The sequence below is a fragment of the Acidovorax sp. PRC11 genome (genome assembly GCF_031844105.1).
GTDB lineage: Bacteria > Pseudomonadota > Gammaproteobacteria > Burkholderiales > Burkholderiaceae_C > Paracidovorax.
In genome coordinates this window covers 53,304-68,123 of record NZ_JAUZUQ010000022.1, presented here as the reverse complement: position 1 = coordinate 68,123, position 14,820 = coordinate 53,304, and the positions used below count along the sequence as shown (strand labels likewise).

The 14,820-nt window shown below is 71.0% G+C and carries 16 protein-coding genes and 1 pseudogene; 8 read left to right on the top strand and 9 right to left on the bottom strand.

The window, feature by feature from the left end; genetic code table 11:
- The 4 genes and pseudogenes from Q9R47_RS20355 to Q9R47_RS20340 all read right to left on the bottom strand — a co-directional run.
- Nucleotides 1–848 (bottom strand): annotated as a pseudogene (locus Q9R47_RS20355) (DUF2628 domain-containing protein); the annotation flags it as partial.
- Between the two features lie 97 nt (nucleotides 849–945).
- Nucleotides 946–2,217 carry a cyclopropane-fatty-acyl-phospholipid synthase family protein gene (locus tag Q9R47_RS20350; protein WP_311234932.1) on the bottom strand — a complete coding sequence of 424 codons (1,272 nt, stop codon included), beginning with the start codon at nucleotides 2,215–2,217 and terminating at the stop codon, nucleotides 946–948.
- Nucleotides 2,214–3,017 (bottom strand): DUF1365 family protein, encoded by an 804-nt coding sequence (locus Q9R47_RS20345; RefSeq protein ID WP_311234931.1) that lies wholly within the window; start codon nucleotides 3,015–3,017, stop codon nucleotides 2,214–2,216. The genes Q9R47_RS20350 and Q9R47_RS20345 overlap by 4 nt, the downstream gene beginning before the upstream one ends.
- Before the next feature lie 8 nt (nucleotides 3,018–3,025).
- Nucleotides 3,026–4,414: an NAD(P)/FAD-dependent oxidoreductase gene (locus Q9R47_RS20340; RefSeq protein WP_311234930.1), complete on the bottom strand. Its 1,389-nt coding sequence runs from the start codon at nucleotides 4,412–4,414 to the stop codon at nucleotides 3,026–3,028.
- 105 nt (nucleotides 4,415–4,519) lie between these two features.
- Between Q9R47_RS20340 and Q9R47_RS20335 the strand changes: the two genes are divergently transcribed.
- Both Q9R47_RS20335 and Q9R47_RS20330 read left to right on the top strand, forming a co-directional pair.
- Nucleotides 4,520–5,179, top strand: coding sequence for a sigma-70 family RNA polymerase sigma factor (locus tag Q9R47_RS20335; RefSeq protein ID WP_311234929.1), 660 nt, complete (start codon nucleotides 4,520–4,522; stop codon nucleotides 5,177–5,179).
- Nucleotides 5,176–5,880: a ChrR family anti-sigma-E factor gene (locus tag Q9R47_RS20330; protein WP_311234928.1), complete on the top strand. Its 705-nt coding sequence runs from the start codon at nucleotides 5,176–5,178 to the stop codon at nucleotides 5,878–5,880. Before Q9R47_RS20335 ends, Q9R47_RS20330 begins: the two co-directional genes overlap by 4 nt.
- A 74-nt stretch (nucleotides 5,881–5,954) precedes the next feature.
- On the opposite strand, the gene Q9R47_RS20325 is transcribed toward Q9R47_RS20330, so the two are convergent.
- The 5 genes from Q9R47_RS20325 to Q9R47_RS20305 all read right to left on the bottom strand — a co-directional run bounded on the left by Q9R47_RS20325 (nucleotide 5,955) and on the right by Q9R47_RS20305 (nucleotide 10,761).
- The gene (locus Q9R47_RS20325) at nucleotides 5,955–6,374 is read right to left on the bottom strand and encodes a DUF2177 family protein (RefSeq protein ID WP_311234927.1); all 420 of its coding nucleotides are present in this window, start codon (nucleotides 6,372–6,374) and stop codon (nucleotides 5,955–5,957) included.
- Nucleotides 6,375–6,435: 61 nt separating this feature from the next.
- The gene (locus Q9R47_RS20320) at nucleotides 6,436–7,068 is read right to left on the bottom strand and encodes a DUF6134 family protein (protein WP_311234926.1); all 633 of its coding nucleotides are present in this window, start codon (nucleotides 7,066–7,068) and stop codon (nucleotides 6,436–6,438) included.
- A 32-nt stretch (nucleotides 7,069–7,100) separates the two neighbouring features.
- On the bottom strand, nucleotides 7,101–7,922 hold the full coding sequence (locus Q9R47_RS20315; protein ID WP_311234925.1) for a DUF1295 domain-containing protein: 822 nt from the start codon (nucleotides 7,920–7,922) through the stop codon (nucleotides 7,101–7,103).
- Between the two features lie 19 nt (nucleotides 7,923–7,941).
- Nucleotides 7,942–9,015, bottom strand: coding sequence for a cyclopropane-fatty-acyl-phospholipid synthase family protein (locus tag Q9R47_RS20310; RefSeq protein WP_311234924.1), 1,074 nt, complete (start codon nucleotides 9,013–9,015; stop codon nucleotides 7,942–7,944).
- A gap of 111 nt (nucleotides 9,016–9,126) precedes the next feature.
- Entirely contained in the window at nucleotides 9,127–10,761 is a 1,635-nt protein-coding gene (locus tag Q9R47_RS20305; protein ID WP_311234923.1) for a histidine kinase famiy protein, read from the bottom strand.
- 261 nt (nucleotides 10,762–11,022) lie between these two features.
- Here Q9R47_RS20305 and Q9R47_RS20300 point away from each other — a divergent pair, with 261 nt between their 5' ends.
- The 6 genes from Q9R47_RS20300 to Q9R47_RS20275 all read left to right on the top strand — a co-directional run bounded on the left by Q9R47_RS20300 (nucleotide 11,023) and on the right by Q9R47_RS20275 (nucleotide 14,741).
- Nucleotides 11,023–11,499, top strand: coding sequence for a YetF domain-containing protein (locus Q9R47_RS20300; protein WP_311234935.1), 477 nt, complete (start codon nucleotides 11,023–11,025; stop codon nucleotides 11,497–11,499).
- Nucleotides 11,500–11,598: 99 nt separating this feature from the next.
- On the top strand, nucleotides 11,599–12,222 hold the full coding sequence (locus Q9R47_RS20295; RefSeq protein WP_311234922.1) for an isochorismatase family cysteine hydrolase: 624 nt from the start codon (nucleotides 11,599–11,601) through the stop codon (nucleotides 12,220–12,222).
- A 182-nt stretch (nucleotides 12,223–12,404) separates the two neighbouring features.
- On the top strand, nucleotides 12,405–12,599 hold the full coding sequence (locus Q9R47_RS20290; RefSeq protein WP_159238056.1) for a DUF3606 domain-containing protein: 195 nt from the start codon (nucleotides 12,405–12,407) through the stop codon (nucleotides 12,597–12,599).
- 27 nt (nucleotides 12,600–12,626) lie between these two features.
- The gene (locus Q9R47_RS20285; protein ID WP_311234921.1) at nucleotides 12,627–13,043 is read left to right on the top strand and encodes a hypothetical protein; all 417 of its coding nucleotides are present in this window, start codon (nucleotides 12,627–12,629) and stop codon (nucleotides 13,041–13,043) included.
- 26 nt (nucleotides 13,044–13,069) lie between these two features.
- On the top strand, nucleotides 13,070–13,939 hold the full coding sequence (locus Q9R47_RS20280; RefSeq protein ID WP_311234920.1) for a DUF2243 domain-containing protein: 870 nt from the start codon (nucleotides 13,070–13,072) through the stop codon (nucleotides 13,937–13,939).
- Nucleotides 13,940–14,096: 157 nt separating this feature from the next.
- Nucleotides 14,097–14,741 carry a DUF4142 domain-containing protein gene (locus Q9R47_RS20275; protein WP_311234919.1) on the top strand — a complete coding sequence of 215 codons (645 nt, stop codon included), beginning with the start codon at nucleotides 14,097–14,099 and terminating at the stop codon, nucleotides 14,739–14,741.
- Nucleotides 14,742–14,820 lie beyond the last annotated feature (79 nt).

Genomic DNA, 14,820 nt, shown 5'->3' with positions numbered 1-14,820 from the left:
GAGGGCGCGGCAGGCACTGGGCTGTCCGCTGCGGCAGCGGAGGCAGGCGCGGACAGGGCAGGTGCGGAAGCGCTCGGGGCAGGTACGGAAGCGCTCGGGGCAGCAGCGGAGGCCGCAGAGGCGGGCCCGGCCGCGCCGACGGCGGCGTCGGATGCGCCCGGGGAGGCCGGCAGCGGCGCCGATGCCGCTCCCGATTTGGAGGCGGATGCGAATGGCGCCGCTGCCGCTGCCGCTGCCGCGGGCGCCGCGGTGGGTGTGTCGTGGGGCGTGGCGGGCGAGCCCTGCGGCAACGGTTGCAGCAGCACGAGGGCGGCCAGCAACAGTGCCAGCACGGCGTTGATGGCGGCGATCCCGACGAGGCGGCGCCGCGTCGGGGCTTGCTGGGCGAGCTGCGCCTGGGCCTGCGCGAGCGTGGCCGAGCCGGACAGCGCCTTGGTGATGCGCTTGCGGACATCGCCATGGACGATGGCGTGGCCGTAGAGCCCCGGGACCACGGTGGCGGCCAGCAGCACCGCCAGCCCGAGCCCGGCGAGCACCGGCATCGGCAATGTGCCGGTGTAGTGCCCTACCGCGACCGCCAGCAGGGCCAGCCCTTCCAGGGCCGCCACGTACACCAGCGCGGCGCCCCAGAGCCGGCGAAAGAGCATCCAGTTCAGCGTGCAGAGCGCGGCCGCCCAGTTCCAGCCGGGCAGGGTGCGGCCGGCACTGTCGAAACGCTCGAAGGCTTGCAGATAGCGCGCGGCGCCGATCGGCCCGAGCGCGGCCCGGTACAGCACGGCCATGGTGCTGTCGTCGGTGCGTCGGGACGGGGCGGCAGCGGTGACCGCGTAGGCCGAGAGGTCGGGCATGGCCGGGATTCTGGCATGTCCTCGCCGCTCGGTAAGCCCCGCGTGGCAGGCGCCACCGCGGATTTTTCGGCCGGGGGCTCGGCGCGGCGCCCGCGCGTCAGGCGTGCACCAGCGTGTAGAGCCCCACGTCGATGTGCCCCGCGCGGAAACCTGCCTCGCAGTAGCCGAGGTAGTACTCCCAGAGCCGCCGGAACGGCTCGTCGAATCCGAGCGGTGCGATCTGCGGCCACGACCGCTGGAAGCGCTCGCGCCAGTGCGCCAGCGTCGTGGCGTAGCTGGGGCCGAAGGTTTCTTCCGCCGCGATGCACAGGCCCGCGCGCGCGGCCTGCTCCCGCAGCACTGCCGGCGAGGGCAGCATGCCGCCGGGGAAGATGTAGCGCTGGATGAAGTCCGCACCCTCGCGGTAGTGCTCGAAATGGCCGTCGGCGATGGTGATCACCTGCAGCACGGCCCGGCCGCCGGGGCGCAGGCGATCGCGCAGGGTCGCGAAATAGGTGGGCCAGTACGCTTCGCCCACCGCCTCCAGCATCTCGATGGAGACGATGTGGTCGAACGTGCCCTGCACGTCGCGGTAGTCCTGCAGCCGCAGCTCCACCGCGCGCTCCAGGCCGGCGCGGGATACGCGGTCCCGCGCGAACCGCAACTGCTCCGCGGACAGCGTGATGCCGATCACCTCGGCGCCGCGCCGGGCGAGGTCCACCGCGAGCGCACCCCACCCGCAGCCGATCTCCAGCACCCGCTGGCCCGGCAGCGGCGCGATCTGCCGGGCGATGTGCGCCAGCCGGATCGCCTGCGCTTCTTCCAGCGATTCGCGGCCCGTGGGGTAGATCGCGCTGGAGTAGAGCATCGATGCGTCCAGCCACTGCGCATAGAAGTCGTTGCCCAGGTCGTAGTGGAAGGCGATGTTGCGGCGGCTGCCGCTGCGGGTGTTGGCGCGCAGCAGGTGGCGCAGCCGGTGTGCCCAGCGCGCGGGCAGGCCGCCCGCGATCGCGCCGCTCCAGGGGGCTTCGTTGCGGATGCCGCACTCGAGCAGCGCGGCGAGGTCGGGGCTGCTCCATTCGCCGAGGCGATAGCCCTCCGCCAGCCCCAGGTCGCCGCCCGTGAGCAGGCGCCAGACGGGCTTCCAGCCATGCAGGACCAGCGCGGCATGCGGGCCGGGCTGGCCACCGTGGCCGGTGAGCTGCCGGCCGTCCGGCAACTGGATGCACAGCGCGCCGCAGGCCATCGTGCCGAGCAGGCGGCGCAGCAGCCGTTCCAGCGGCCGCTGCAGCCAGCCGGCGGCCTGCAGCGGCCGGCGGTCCGGGTGGACGGGCTGGGGCGAGGGCAGGCTGCTCGCGGCGTCCGTGGGCGAAGTCGGGGAGGGCGTCATGTTTCTTCCGGGCGGATGATGGACAGGGAATTCGCGGGAGCCGGCGGTTTCGGGTGGAAGCCCGCGCCCTTGAGCCACAGCCGCAGGGCCTCCCAGTGGATCGCGCCCATCACCTTGAGCGTGAGCAGGGGATGGGTGGCGAACGCGCGGGCCAGCGTGCCGTCGGTGAGCGGGCCGGTGCGCAGCCGCCAGGTGGCGCTGAGCACGGTGCCTTCGGCGTCGGCGGCCGTCACACCGAGGACCAGGGCGTCGCCGCATCCGTCCGGGCGCTGCAGATCGAAGGCATAGCGCAGCGACAGCGGCAGGAACGGCGAAACGTGGAAGCTCTTGTCGCAGGCGTGCCGCTGCCGCGCGCCGTGCGCCTGCGCCTCGGGAACCTCGACGAGGTAGCTGTGGCGTTCCCCGAAGGTGTTGTTGACTTCGTAGAGCACCGCCCGCAGGCCGCCGTCGGCACGGTGGCACAGGTAGACCGTGAGCGGGTTGAAGGCGTAGCCCAGGATGCGCGGCATCGTCAGCATGCGGATCGGGCCGCCCGGTGCTGCGAGGCCGGCGGCGGCCAGCTGGCGCTCCACATGGCCGCGCAGGGTGTCGCCGCTGCCGGAGCCGTAGTCCCGCTCGTGCAGTCCGAACAGGTTGAAGCGGTTGAGCGAGAAAAGCCGCAGGCGCCGCGCGAGCTGCGGCAGTTCGTCCACGTCCAGCCACAGGGCATACACGCGGTAGCGCAGGCGGTGGCGCACGGGGCGCAGCCGCTGGTGGACCACGTCCCCCATGCAGAGCGCGCTCGCGGGCGGGGTGGGCATCGCCGGCCTCATGCGGATGCGCCGGCGGCGAGCGCGGGCGGGCAGTGGATGCGCCCGGATTCGTTCGGAACGGTCCACGGGCGCCGCACGCCGCCCAGGGCCTCCGCGACGGCCAGCCCGGCCTGCAGGCCGTCCTCGTGGAAGCCGGCACCGAAGTACGCGCCGCAGAACCAGGTGCGGCGGCGGCCCTGCAGGCTCCAGAGCTGGCGCTGCGCACGGAGGGCTTCGCCGTCGAACAGGGGATGTTCGTACATCTGCGTATGCAGGACGTGGCGCGGGTCCGGCTCGCGCACCGGGTTCAGGGTGACGAACAGCGGAAGCCCGTCCGGCAGGTGCTGGAGGCGGTTCATCCAGTAGGTGACGCTCGGCCCCTCCGCGAGGCCGCGCTCGCCGGCGTAGTTCCAGGCGGACCAGACCGCGCGGCGGCGCGGCATGAGGGCCGGATCGCTGTGCAGCACCGTGCGGTTGCGGCTGTAGCCGAAGGCGCCGAGCCAGCACGCTTCGTCGTCCGTGGGATCGGGCAGCAGCCGGAGCGCCTGGTCGGCGTGGGTGGCGATGACCACATGGTCGTGGCGGCGCGATTCGCGTGCGTCGGCGGTGCGCACGTGCACGCCGTCCGCCGTGCGGCGCAGTTCCACCGCGGGGTTGCCGAGCACCAGTCCGCCCGGGCCCAGGGAGGCGGCGAGCCGCTCGACGTAGCGCCGGCTCCCGCCCCGCACCGTGCGCCAGGCGGGGCGGTGGCCGAGGTTCAGCAGCTGGTGGTTCTCGCAGAACCGCACGAAGGATTCCGTGGGGTACTCGCCGACGCGGGCGGCGGGCGTGGACCAGATGGCCGCCGCCATCGGGTAGAGGTGGTCTTCCCGGAACGCCCGGCCGAAGCCGCGGCGGTCGAGGTAGTCGTCCAGCGGCATCATGCCCATCTCGCGCGCATCGCCCGGCGCCAGCCGGTAGAAGCGCACCAGGTCCCGCAGCATCGACCAGAAGCGGGGGCGCAGCAGGTTCGCGCGCTGGGCGAACAGGCCGCCGAGCCCCGATCCGGAGTATTCCAGCGCCCCGCCGTCCAGGCTCACCGCGAACGACATGTCGGTCGGATCGGTATCGATGCCCAGGTGCGCGAACAGGGCGCAGAGGTTGGGGTAGGCGGATTCGTTGTAGACGATGAAGCCGGTGTCGACCGGCAGCTTGCCGGACGGCGCCGCGACGTCCACGGTATGGCTGTGGCCGCCGGGGCGTGCGTCGGCCTCGTAGACGGTGACGCGGTGGCGATGGGCGAGCAGCCAGGCGGCGGACAGCCCGGAAATGCCGCTGCCGATGACGGCGATGTCGAGCGGGCCGCCGTGCGGCGGTGAACCTGCGGGCGCCCCGCCGCCCCCGTGCGTGTCATGGATCGTTCTCATGGAATCCTCGGATGCTTGCGATTCTTATACGCAGCGGCCGGGCGGTTGGATTCGGTCCCCGTGCAACGTGATCTAATCCGCCCACCGCTGCGTAACGGCAGCACCATGACCGTCGTCCGCCAGCCCCTTGCCGAGCCCCGCGCGCCGCGACGCGCGCTGCCTGCCTATCTGTCGATCGTGTCGAAGAACCACCCCGAGGGAACCTCGCTGCCGCTGTCTCCGGACGCCTGGGCGGCGATGGTGCGCGCCGTCGCCGACGAGGGCGACCGGCAGGCCTTCGCGGCGCTGTTCAAGCATTTCGCCCCGCGCGTGAAGTCCTACCTCATGCGGCTGGGCCTGGCCGAAGGGGCGGCCGAGGACCTCGCGCAGGAGACCATGGTCAACCTGTGGCGCAAGGCCGCCTCCTTCGATCCCGCGCACGCCGCCGTGTCCACCTGGGTGTTCACCATCGCGCGCAACCTGCGGATCGACCATCTGCGCCGCAAGGGCAACCAGCCGTCCGAGCATGACGACGGTCACGGCCTGCTGATGGAAGATGCGGGCCCCGACGAGCGGGCCTATGCCGCGCAGTGCGAGATCCAGGTGCGGCGGGCGCTGGAACTTCTGGCCCCCGAGCAGGCCCAAGTGCTGCGCCGCTCGTTTTTCGACGAGCAGCCCCATGCCCGGATCGCCGAGGAGCTCGGCATCCCCCTGGGTACCGTGAAGTCCCGCGTGCGCCTTGCCGTACGCCATCTGCGCCGATTGCTCGGCGACCATGCGCCATGACGATCAGCCACCACCCCCGAGATGACGTGCTGCTGGACCTCGCAGCAGGCCGGCTCGCGGCCGGGCCGGCGCTGCTGGCGTCGGTGCATGCCCGGACGTGCCCGCAGTGCGGAGCCCGGCTCCGTGCGCTGGAAGCCGCCGGCGGGGTGCTGCTGGAGTCGTCGCCCCCGCAACCGCTGCGTGCGGACGCGTTCGCCCGGGTGATGGAGCGCATCGCCGCCCCGGCCGCCCATGGCGTCGCGCAGGCCGCGCTCCCCCCTCTGGCGGTGGGGCGATCCCCTGCAGACCCGGGCACTGCCGAAACCGGCCGGCCCGACTGGCCGGAGGGCGCGCCCTGGCCGGCCGGCCTGGACGGCTGCCGTTTCGGTCCCTGGAAATGGATCGCGCCCGGCATGCGCTGGAGCCGCCTCCTCGCGCCGCCCGAGGCCGCCGCGAACGTGTTCCTGCTGCGCATCGGCCCGGGCCGCAGTCTGCCGTCGCACACGCATGGCGGCGTCGAATGGACCCAGGTGCTGCACGGCCGCTTCCACGATGGCCACGCGCTGTTCGGTCCTGGCGATTTCGATGCGGCCGACGGCAGCATCCACCACCAGCCGGTGGTGCAGGGCACGGACGACTGCATCTGCCTGGCGGCCGTGGACGGCCGGCTGCGCTTCGACGGACTGTTGGCCCGCCTGGCAGGATCGCTGGTGGGACTGTAGGGAGAGCCGGCGCGCCCGGCCGCTGCGTCCAGGCCCGCGAAGGTGAAGGGCTGGGGGCTCGTCCCCCTTGCCCGTCAGGTTCCCGAGGGCGGGAACCAGCGCAGCACGGCCGCGCAGGCGATCGCGCTGGCGGCGCCCGTGGCCACCGTGCCCCAGGCCATGTCCGCCGCGGTGACGTGCCAGGGCCATTCGCGCAGCACGGCCTGGTTGGTGAGACCGAACGTCGCATAGGCCACCAGGCCGAGTGCCGCCCCCATCCCCAGGGCATGCAGCCAGCTGTGCTTCTCCAGACCGGGCGCGACCGCGAAGAACACCATGCCCGCCACGTACAGCAGGTAGAACACCAGCGCCGGGCCGGCGGAGAAGCCGTCCTGCATCAGGTGGCCGATGTTCGGCCGGTAGAGGCGCTGGGCCATGGTGCCCAGCCAGACGGAATCCAGGGCGAGGAAGGCGAGGGCGGTGGCGGCGTAGGCGATGGCATGGGTGCGGAGCATGGTCGGCTTTCGTGGTTCACAAGGGTTGGAGCGGTAGCGGCGCTGCCCGGCGGTCGTTTCGTCACTGCAGCCGGTAGCTGAGCCGGCGGCCTCCGCGCACGGTCGAGTCCAGCCCGACCCACTCACCGGAGCCGGCGGCATACCACACGTCGATCGGATGGCGCGGGCCCGCGATGCGCCAGCGGGTCGCCGCACGGGGCTGTCCGCGCACGGTGACCGTGCCGTCCTCCCCGCGCGTGATCTGGACGGTCTCCAGCTTGCCGCTCTGCGGATCGAGCAGCCGGGTGGAGGCCAGGATGGCGCGGTTCCAGTATGCGAAGCTGCGCGTGCAGGGGGAGCCTGGCGCGAATTCCTCGCGCACCGTGCTGCGCTCCCCGTCGTCGTCCGTGTCGGCGGCGATGCGCACCAGGCAATCGCCGCGCCACTGCTCGCGGGCCTCGTGCCGGTAGCGGTAGAGCGGCACGCCGAGCACCTTCACCGCCAGGCGGGCCGAGCTTTCGAGGTGCGACATGCCGGCCTCGGCGGCGCTGAGCCGGAACCGGTGTTCGCCGATCGGATCACCGTCCAGCGTCACCTTGAAGTTCCACTGCTGCTCGCCGGCAGTCTGGGCCTGGGCCTGCGCCTGCGCCAGGGGGGCGAACCCCGCCATGCTGGCCAGGGCCGCCGCCAGGGCGAACGTTCGGGCAGGCGCCACACCGGGCCACCATGGCGTGCGCGGCGCCCGCATCATGCCTCGCCCCCGCCGCGGGGAGGCCGCGGAAAGAACGCGCTGGTGCGGCGCTGGTACGCACGGTAGGCGGGCCTGCGCGAAGGCAGTTCCTCTTCCAGCAGCGCGACGCCGGACACGCGCAGCAGCAGGAAGGTCATGAGCAGCGGCGAGACCACGCTCCACGCGGCCGCGGCTCCCGCGATGCCGAGCGCCGCCAGCCACAGGCCCCACCACACGCAGGCCTCGCCGAAATAGTTCGGGTGGCGGCTGTAGCGCCACAGGCCCCGGTCCATCACACCGTCCCTGCCGGCGGACTCCCGCCGGAACCGGGCCATCTGCGCATCCGCGGCCGCTTCGAACAGCATGCCGAACACCGCGAGGACGAGCCCGGGCGCTGCCAGCCAGGGATCCGCGGGCCGGGGAAACGCCGCCGCCGCGAAGAGCGGTGCCGACACCACCCAGGCCAGCGCGGCCTGGAGGCCGAAGACGAGGTACAGGCTTTTCGCGCCGAACCGGTCGCCGTGCCGCTCGCGCATGGCCCGGTAGCGGCGGTCCTCGCCCTCGCCCCAGTTGCGCAGCGTGATGAAGCCCCCGAGCCGTGCGGCCCAGGCAGCTGCCACGGTCACCGCCGCCCATGCCCCGGCGGGCACGCCGCTACGCGAGAACCGCACGGCATACACCACCCCCGCGCCGGCGATCATCAGCGACCAGACCCGGTCCGCCAGGCTCGCGTCCCGGCGGGCGATGCTGACCGCCCAGGTCGCCACCGCCACGGCCAGCGCCCACGCCAGGCCGCACCAGGCCGTCCACCAGGGCTCGTTCACGAGGAAGCCGGGCATGTGCTTCAAGTCCCGGGTGTCAGCCGGCCGTGGCCGTGGCCGAGGCCGGCTCCGTACGCCGGTCGAACAGGTAATGGCTCACCCACCACTGCTGGCCCGCGCCATAGGCGAACAGTTCCTCGACGGCCAGGAAGAACAGCCGCCAGCGCGTCCACCAGGTATCGGCGGCCGTCCCATAGACCTCGTCGAACAGTGGCCGCAACACGTCACGGCTTGCGTCCATGTTGTCCAGCCAGGCCCGCGCGGTGCGGGCGTAGTGCGTGCCGTCCCAGCGCCAGCGCCGTGCCAGCCGCAGGTCGTCCTGGCAGTGCAGCGCGAGGTCGTCGCTCGGCATCATTCCGCCCGAGAAGAAGTGTTCGCTCATCCAGTCGCTGGCGTCGCGGGCCACGAAGGGGTAGGGGGCCTCGCGGTGCGCGAACACGTGCAGGAAGAAGCGGCCGCCCGGCTCCAGCCAGCGGGCCACGTGCGCGAATGCCTGCGGCCAATTGCGCAGGTGCTCGAACATCTCCACCGAGACGATGCGATCGAAGCGCTCCGGCGTGTCGAAGACGTTGAAGTCGCAGGTGTGCACCTGCACGTTCTGCAGATTCCGGCGCCGCGCCTCCGATTCGATGTACTCGCGCTGGGAGCGGGAATTGGAGAGCGCGGTGATGCGGCTCGCCGGGTACCGGGCCGCCATCCACAGGGTCAGCGATCCCCAGCCGCAGCCGAGTTCCAGAATGCGCTGGCCGTCCTGCAGGTCCGCATGCGCGCAGGTTTCGGCCAGTGCGGCTTCTTCCGCCTGCTCCAGCGTCACGGCTCCCCCGGGCCAGAGGCAGCTGCTGTACTTGCGGTGCGGGCCCAGCACGCGGGCGAAGAATTCCGCCGGGATCTCGTAGTGCTGCTCGTTGGCCTTCTCGGGCACCAGCGCCAGCGGGGCCGAGCGGATCCGGTCGAGGAATGCCTGCGTCTGTTCCGCGGCCGCCGCGCCGTCTCCGCTGCGCAGTTCGGCCAGGCGGTCCTTCAGCAGGCGCCGGATGCCGTGGCGCACGAGCCGATCGGGCACGAGGCCTTTTTCGACCCAGCGGATGGCGGTGGCGGTGTTCTGCGGCATGCGGAGGCTCCGGAGGGGGCATGCCCGGGTGGCATGCCTCGCAGGAACCTATACGCAGCGCGCGGGCATTTGGATTCAGGGGCGCCGCGCAACGCCCCCGGCGTTCCCACATCAGGTCTTGGTGCCGGTGGCGCCGTCCAGCACCATGCGCACGCGCCGTGCGAGGTCGGCCAGGCGGTAGGGCTTCTTCAGGATCTCGAATTCGGATGGCGCGACGTTGGCGAGGCTGCCCATGTCGCGGTCGAAGCCCGTGGTGAGCAGGATGTGGATGCCCGCCACCGTCTTGCGCATTTCGCGCGCGAGCTCGTAGCCGTTGAGGCCGCCCGGCATCACCACGTCGGTGAAGAGCAGATCGGGCAGGGCCGACGGGTCCAGCGAGCGCACCAGCTTGAGCGCCGCATGCGCACTGTGGGCGACGTGCACCGTGTAGCCCAGGCCCTCCAGCATGGCCTGCGCCAGGTCGGCGACCTCCACGCGGTCGTCCACCACCAGCACCGTCTCGGTCCCGCCGCGCACGTTCGGCGCGATCGATTCCACCAGTTCGGGATGGGTGCGGCCATGCACCGCCGGAAAGTACATGCGCACCGTCGTGCCCATGCCCACTTCGGAGTAGATCGTGACGGCCCCGCCGGACTGCCTGGCGAACCCGTACACCATCGACAGGCCCAGTCCCGTGCCCTTGCCTTCTTCCTTCGTGGTGAAGAACGGGTCCATCACGCGCGGCACCATGTCGGCGGGAATGCCGGCGCCGGTATCGGTCACGGAAATCGTGGCGTAGCGCCCGGGGGGCAGGCCGGAGAAGGCTGCGCCGTCCTGCGAATGCAGGTCGATGCCGCGCGTCTCCACCCGGATCTGCCCGCCGCCCGGCATGGCGTCACGGGAGTTGAGCAGCAGGTTGAGCACGGCGACTTCCAGCTGCGTGGTGTCGAGTTCGCAATTGGGAACGTCGTCGCCCAGCACGTAGTCGATCTCGATGGATTCGCCGAGCGTACGTTCCGCCAGTGCGGCCATGCCGGAGGCGAGCGCGTTGAGGCTCACGACACGCCCCTGCAGCTTCTGCTTGCGCGAGAAAGCCAGCAGCTGCTGCGTGAGCGTGGAGGCCTTGCTCACCGCGCTGCGGATGCTGTCGATCGACCGGTCCACGTCCTCGCGGCCCAGCTTCTGGCTGCGGTTCTTGACACGCATCACGTCGAGGTGGCCGGACATCACCTGCAGCAGGTTGTTGAAATCGTGCGAAATGCCGCCCGTGAGCTGCCCCAGGGCTTCCATCTTCTGCGCCTGCGACAGCGCCTCTTCCGCATCCCGGCGGCGGCTCACGTCGAGCTGCGACGCGAAGAAATACACCAGTTCCCCGCGCATGTTGTAGACGGGCGAGATGAACAGCGCGTTCCAGAACGTGGAGCCGTCCTTGCGGTAGTTGAGCAGTTCCAGCGAGATTTCCTTTCGCTGCTGGACCGCTTCGCGGACGGCGGCCACCGTGTTGCGGTCGGTGGCAGGGCCCTGGAGGAACCGGCAGTTGTGGCCCAGGATTTCCTGCGGCTGGTAGCCCGTCATCGCCAGGAAGGCGCGGTTGCAGAAGACGATCGGGTTGTCGGGCTGCCGCGGGTCGGTGACCAGCATCGGCATGCGCGTCGTCTCGATGGCGGCAAAGAAAATATCGTCCTTGTGGTCGGCGACTTCGTTGGGGGCGCCTTCCGCGACATATCGGCGTGACGGTCCAGGGACAGGGGGCTTCTCGCTGCTCATCGGCCCGAATATACGGACAAACGAAGCCTCCACGCGTTTCGACGAATATGGTCGCGTTGTAGGTGCATGCCCCGTTCGAAGGTGTGGCGCCCGTCCTACGTGGTCCGGCGTGGGTAGCGGATGGAGCGTCCGTCCGCCGCCGCCATGATCGATCCCATCGCCGGATTCGCGCTCGCGGCGCATCCGTTCACGCTGCGAGCGACGGCACGTGGCCGCATCCTGCGGGGCGGGCCGGCACCCATGACGCAAGAGGACGAGAACATGTGGGATTTCGACATCGACTGGATGGAACTGGTGCTGCGCGGAGCGCTCGTGTACCTGGCCCTGCTGTGCATGCTGCGCATTTCGGGCAAGCGGGCCGTGGGCCAGTTCACGCCGTTCGACCTGCTGGTGATCATGCTGCTGAGCGAGGCGGCGAGCAATTCGATGACGGGCGGCGACAACTCCCTGCCGGGCGGGCTGCTCGTCTGTGCGGTGCTGATGGCGCTGAATGCCGCGGCCGGTTTCCTGAGCGCCCGCAGCCGCGCGGTCGAGGCCGTGCTGGAGGGCGAAGCGGTGCTGGTGTGCAGGGACGGCCGGGTCTTCCGCGACACCCTGCGCCGGCACCGGATATCGCACAGCGACTGGGAGAAAGCGCTGCGCGAGGCCGATTGCCAGGAATCGGACATCCGGCTCGCTTTCCTGGAAGCGGACGGCAGCATCGTCATCCAGAAGAGCCAGGGCGCGCAAAAGGAGTAAGCGCGGGTCGGGCGCGCGGGACAGCGTCCGTTTTCCTGGGAAACAGATGATGCCGCGGACCCGGTGCGTTCCTACGGGCTCTGCCGGATCCGCGAAGGAATGCTCCAGGGCATCAACGTTTCCTGGTACCTGCCTGCCGTGTCCTCTGCTGCTTCCCTCCGCCGCACCAAGCTGCCGCGCCACCACGACGTGCTCCTGCTGGTGGACGTCATCAACCCGCTGAATTTCCCCACCGCCGACGACCTGCTGCCCGGCGCGCTGCGCGCGGCGCGGGCTACGCTGCAGTTGCGCAAGCGGCTCGTGGCCCGCAAGGTGCCCGTGGTGTATGCGAACGACAACTACGGCACCTGGCACAGCGAATTCAGTGATCTGCTCGCCGCATGCCAGGAACTGCCGGGGCCGCGGGGCGAGCTGGCGCGTCTCATGGCGCCGGGGCCGCATGATCTCACCCTGCTCAAGCCCTGCCACTCGGCCTTCCAGTCCACGCCGCTCTTGCACCTGCTGCGGCAGATGCACACGCGGCGCGTGATCATCGCAGGGCTCGCCGCCGACATGTGCGTGATGCTCAGCGCCACCGATGCACGCATGCTCGGCTACGACGTCTGGGTGCCCGCGGACTGCACGGCAGCGGAAAGCCCCACGCGCAAACGCAGCGCCATGCGGCAGCTGGGAGAAGTCTTCCAGTGCGACGTGCGGCCCGGTACCTCGGATTCCAGTGAGTGAATCCGGCCTGCCCGGCGCGGCGTGCCGCGTACGCGCGAGGCCATGCCGTGGCCACCTCCGCAGCGGCGACCGAAACCTGCTGTGACATTTCCGGCGAGGCCGCCCGGGCTTGTCCTACGCCCGGAGCGCAGCGTGCCGCCCAGCATGGACGCATCACACATGCATTGCAGAGGAGCTTTTCCATGGCGGACGACAAGACCAAGGTGGGCGGCGCGGACCGGCGGCTCATCAACCTCTCGGAAGACTACGAAGTGCGCGACTGGGCCTCGGTGCTCAACTGCGACGAATACGAACTGCGCAGGGCCGTGCAGGCCGTGGGCAATTCCGCGGAGGCGGTGCGCGGCTACCTGGCGCAGCACCGCGACCGCCCTCAATGATCGACGCACAACGCACCGGAGCATCCCATGGCATCTGACAACACTTCCCCCCGCACCACGCAGGACCCCGTGGCCGAAGGCACCCTGGCCGACGAACGGGAGCGCCGGCGCGATACCGGCCACTACGACCAGTACGGCATGCGCGACGATTCCCGTCCTGCCGCCACCCCCGCCGGCGCGGAGAACCTCGCCACCGGCGAAGGAGGGCGCCGTTTCGGCGGCAGCGGCGACGAGAGCACCTACGGCAACCGCGAACGCCAGCGCCCCGGCGACCAGCATTCCGACCGCGTCCAGACCGGCCCGATCGCATCGGTCGATTCCTCCGGCTCGGCCCGGGGCCTGGGGCTCGACTACGGCGGCGACACGCCCGACGGCCCGATGCCCTCGTCGCGCCAGGGCGCCGCGCTGATCGGTGAGACGCGCGACCGAAGCCGTCAGAACTGACCGGTGGATCTTGCCCGGCTTGCACGATGCGTGAATACACCTCCCACGGCCGTATCCTGCGGCCGCTGGCCTGGGCCGGTGGCTGCATCGGCTTCAGCCTGGGTGGGTTCTTCGACGGCATCCTGCTGCACCAGGTGCTGCAGTGGCACCATCTGCTGAGCCGCGTGCGTTCGCCAGTGCTGCAGGACATCCGTGCGCAGATCCTGGCCGACGGGCTGTTCCATGCGCTGATGTACATCATCGCGGCCGTCGGGCTGTGGCGGCTCTGGAGGGCGCGCGATCTCCTCGCCGCCTCCGGTGCGGACAACCGCCTTGCCGGCAGTGCCTTGTTCGGTTTCGGCCTCTGGCATCTGCTGGATGCCGTGCTTTCGCACTGGCTCCTGGGCCTGCACCGCGTGCGCGACGTAGCGGACGTGCCGCTGCTGTGGGATGTCGGCTGGCTCGCGGTGTTCGGTCTGGTGCCGCTGTGGGTCGGCGGGCGCCTGCTGAAAAAGTCCCCCGGCGACGGACCCGGTGGCGACGCCGCCCTCGCGCATCCCTCCGCCGCGCAGGCACCGATGCAGCGCTCCGGCCGCCGGGCGGCGGGCCGCTGGCTGGCCGCCGCGCTGCTGGTAGGCGGCGCCGCCCTGGCCTCCGTGTGGCCTACCTCCGGCGACCGCGGCGGCGACGTGATGGTGCTGTTCCGGCCGGGCATTTCCCCCGCCGATGCCATGGCCCGGCTCTCCGCCGCCGATGCGCGCGTGGTCTGGGCGGACCGGTCGGGCGCGCTCTGGGCTGTGCGGCTGGACGATCCCGCGCGGGCCGGCCGTTTGTATGGGCACGGCGCATTGCTGGTAAGCGATTCGCGGCTGCGCTGGGGATGTTTCTCCTGGATGGGCGCGGCGCGCCCCGCATGACGGGCGGTGCCTTCCCAGCGTGCCGGCCACGTTTCCAAGCGCGGGCCCTCCGTGACCGCAGCGGCTGCAATCAGGCCCATCGGTCCAGGGCATGCGACTCGCCACATTTCCTTTCCCTTTCCCTCTCCCTTTCACCACCCCAAGAAGGAGCACTCCCATGAACCACCGCCACCTGATGATCTCCGCCTCGGTCGCCCTGGCATGCGTCGCCTATGCCGCCGGAGCTGCCGCCCAGACCCAGTCGCAGACGCAGACGCAGTCCCCCACCCACGAGCAGCCGGGGGCCGGCGCTGCCCGGGCCATCGACGGCGCCGAAGGGCAGGCATCGCGCCTGCAGCGTGCGGACAAGTCCTTCCTGGACGATGCCGCCCACAACGGCCATGCCGAGGTCAAGAGCAGCCAGCTGGCGCTCCAGAAGGCCCAGAACCCCAAGGTGCGCGCGTTCGCGCAGCAGATGGTGGACGATCACACCAAGGCCAATCAGGAGCTGGCTGCGCTGGCGGCATCGAAGAACGTGCGCGTGCCCGAAGGTCCGTCCCTCATGCAGGAGGCCAAGCTCAAGCTGCTGAACGGCGCCGACGGCGCCGACTTCGACAAGCGCTACATGGAGACCATGGGCCTGCAGGCGCACCGCGACACGATCAAACTCTTCGAGAAGGGCGCCCGCGATGCGCGCGACCCGGAAGTGAAGGCGTTCGCTCAGAAAACGCTGCCGAAGCTCAAGCAGCATCTGGAGATGGCGCAACCGCTGGCCCAGGAAGTGGGCGTGAGGGCGGACAAGGCGGCTGCCAGCGGCAAGTGATGCGGTGGGGGCGCTTGGCCTCCTATACGCGCGTGTTCAGTTGCATCCACTTCGGCATCCCCCGCGGGCGCGATGTCCG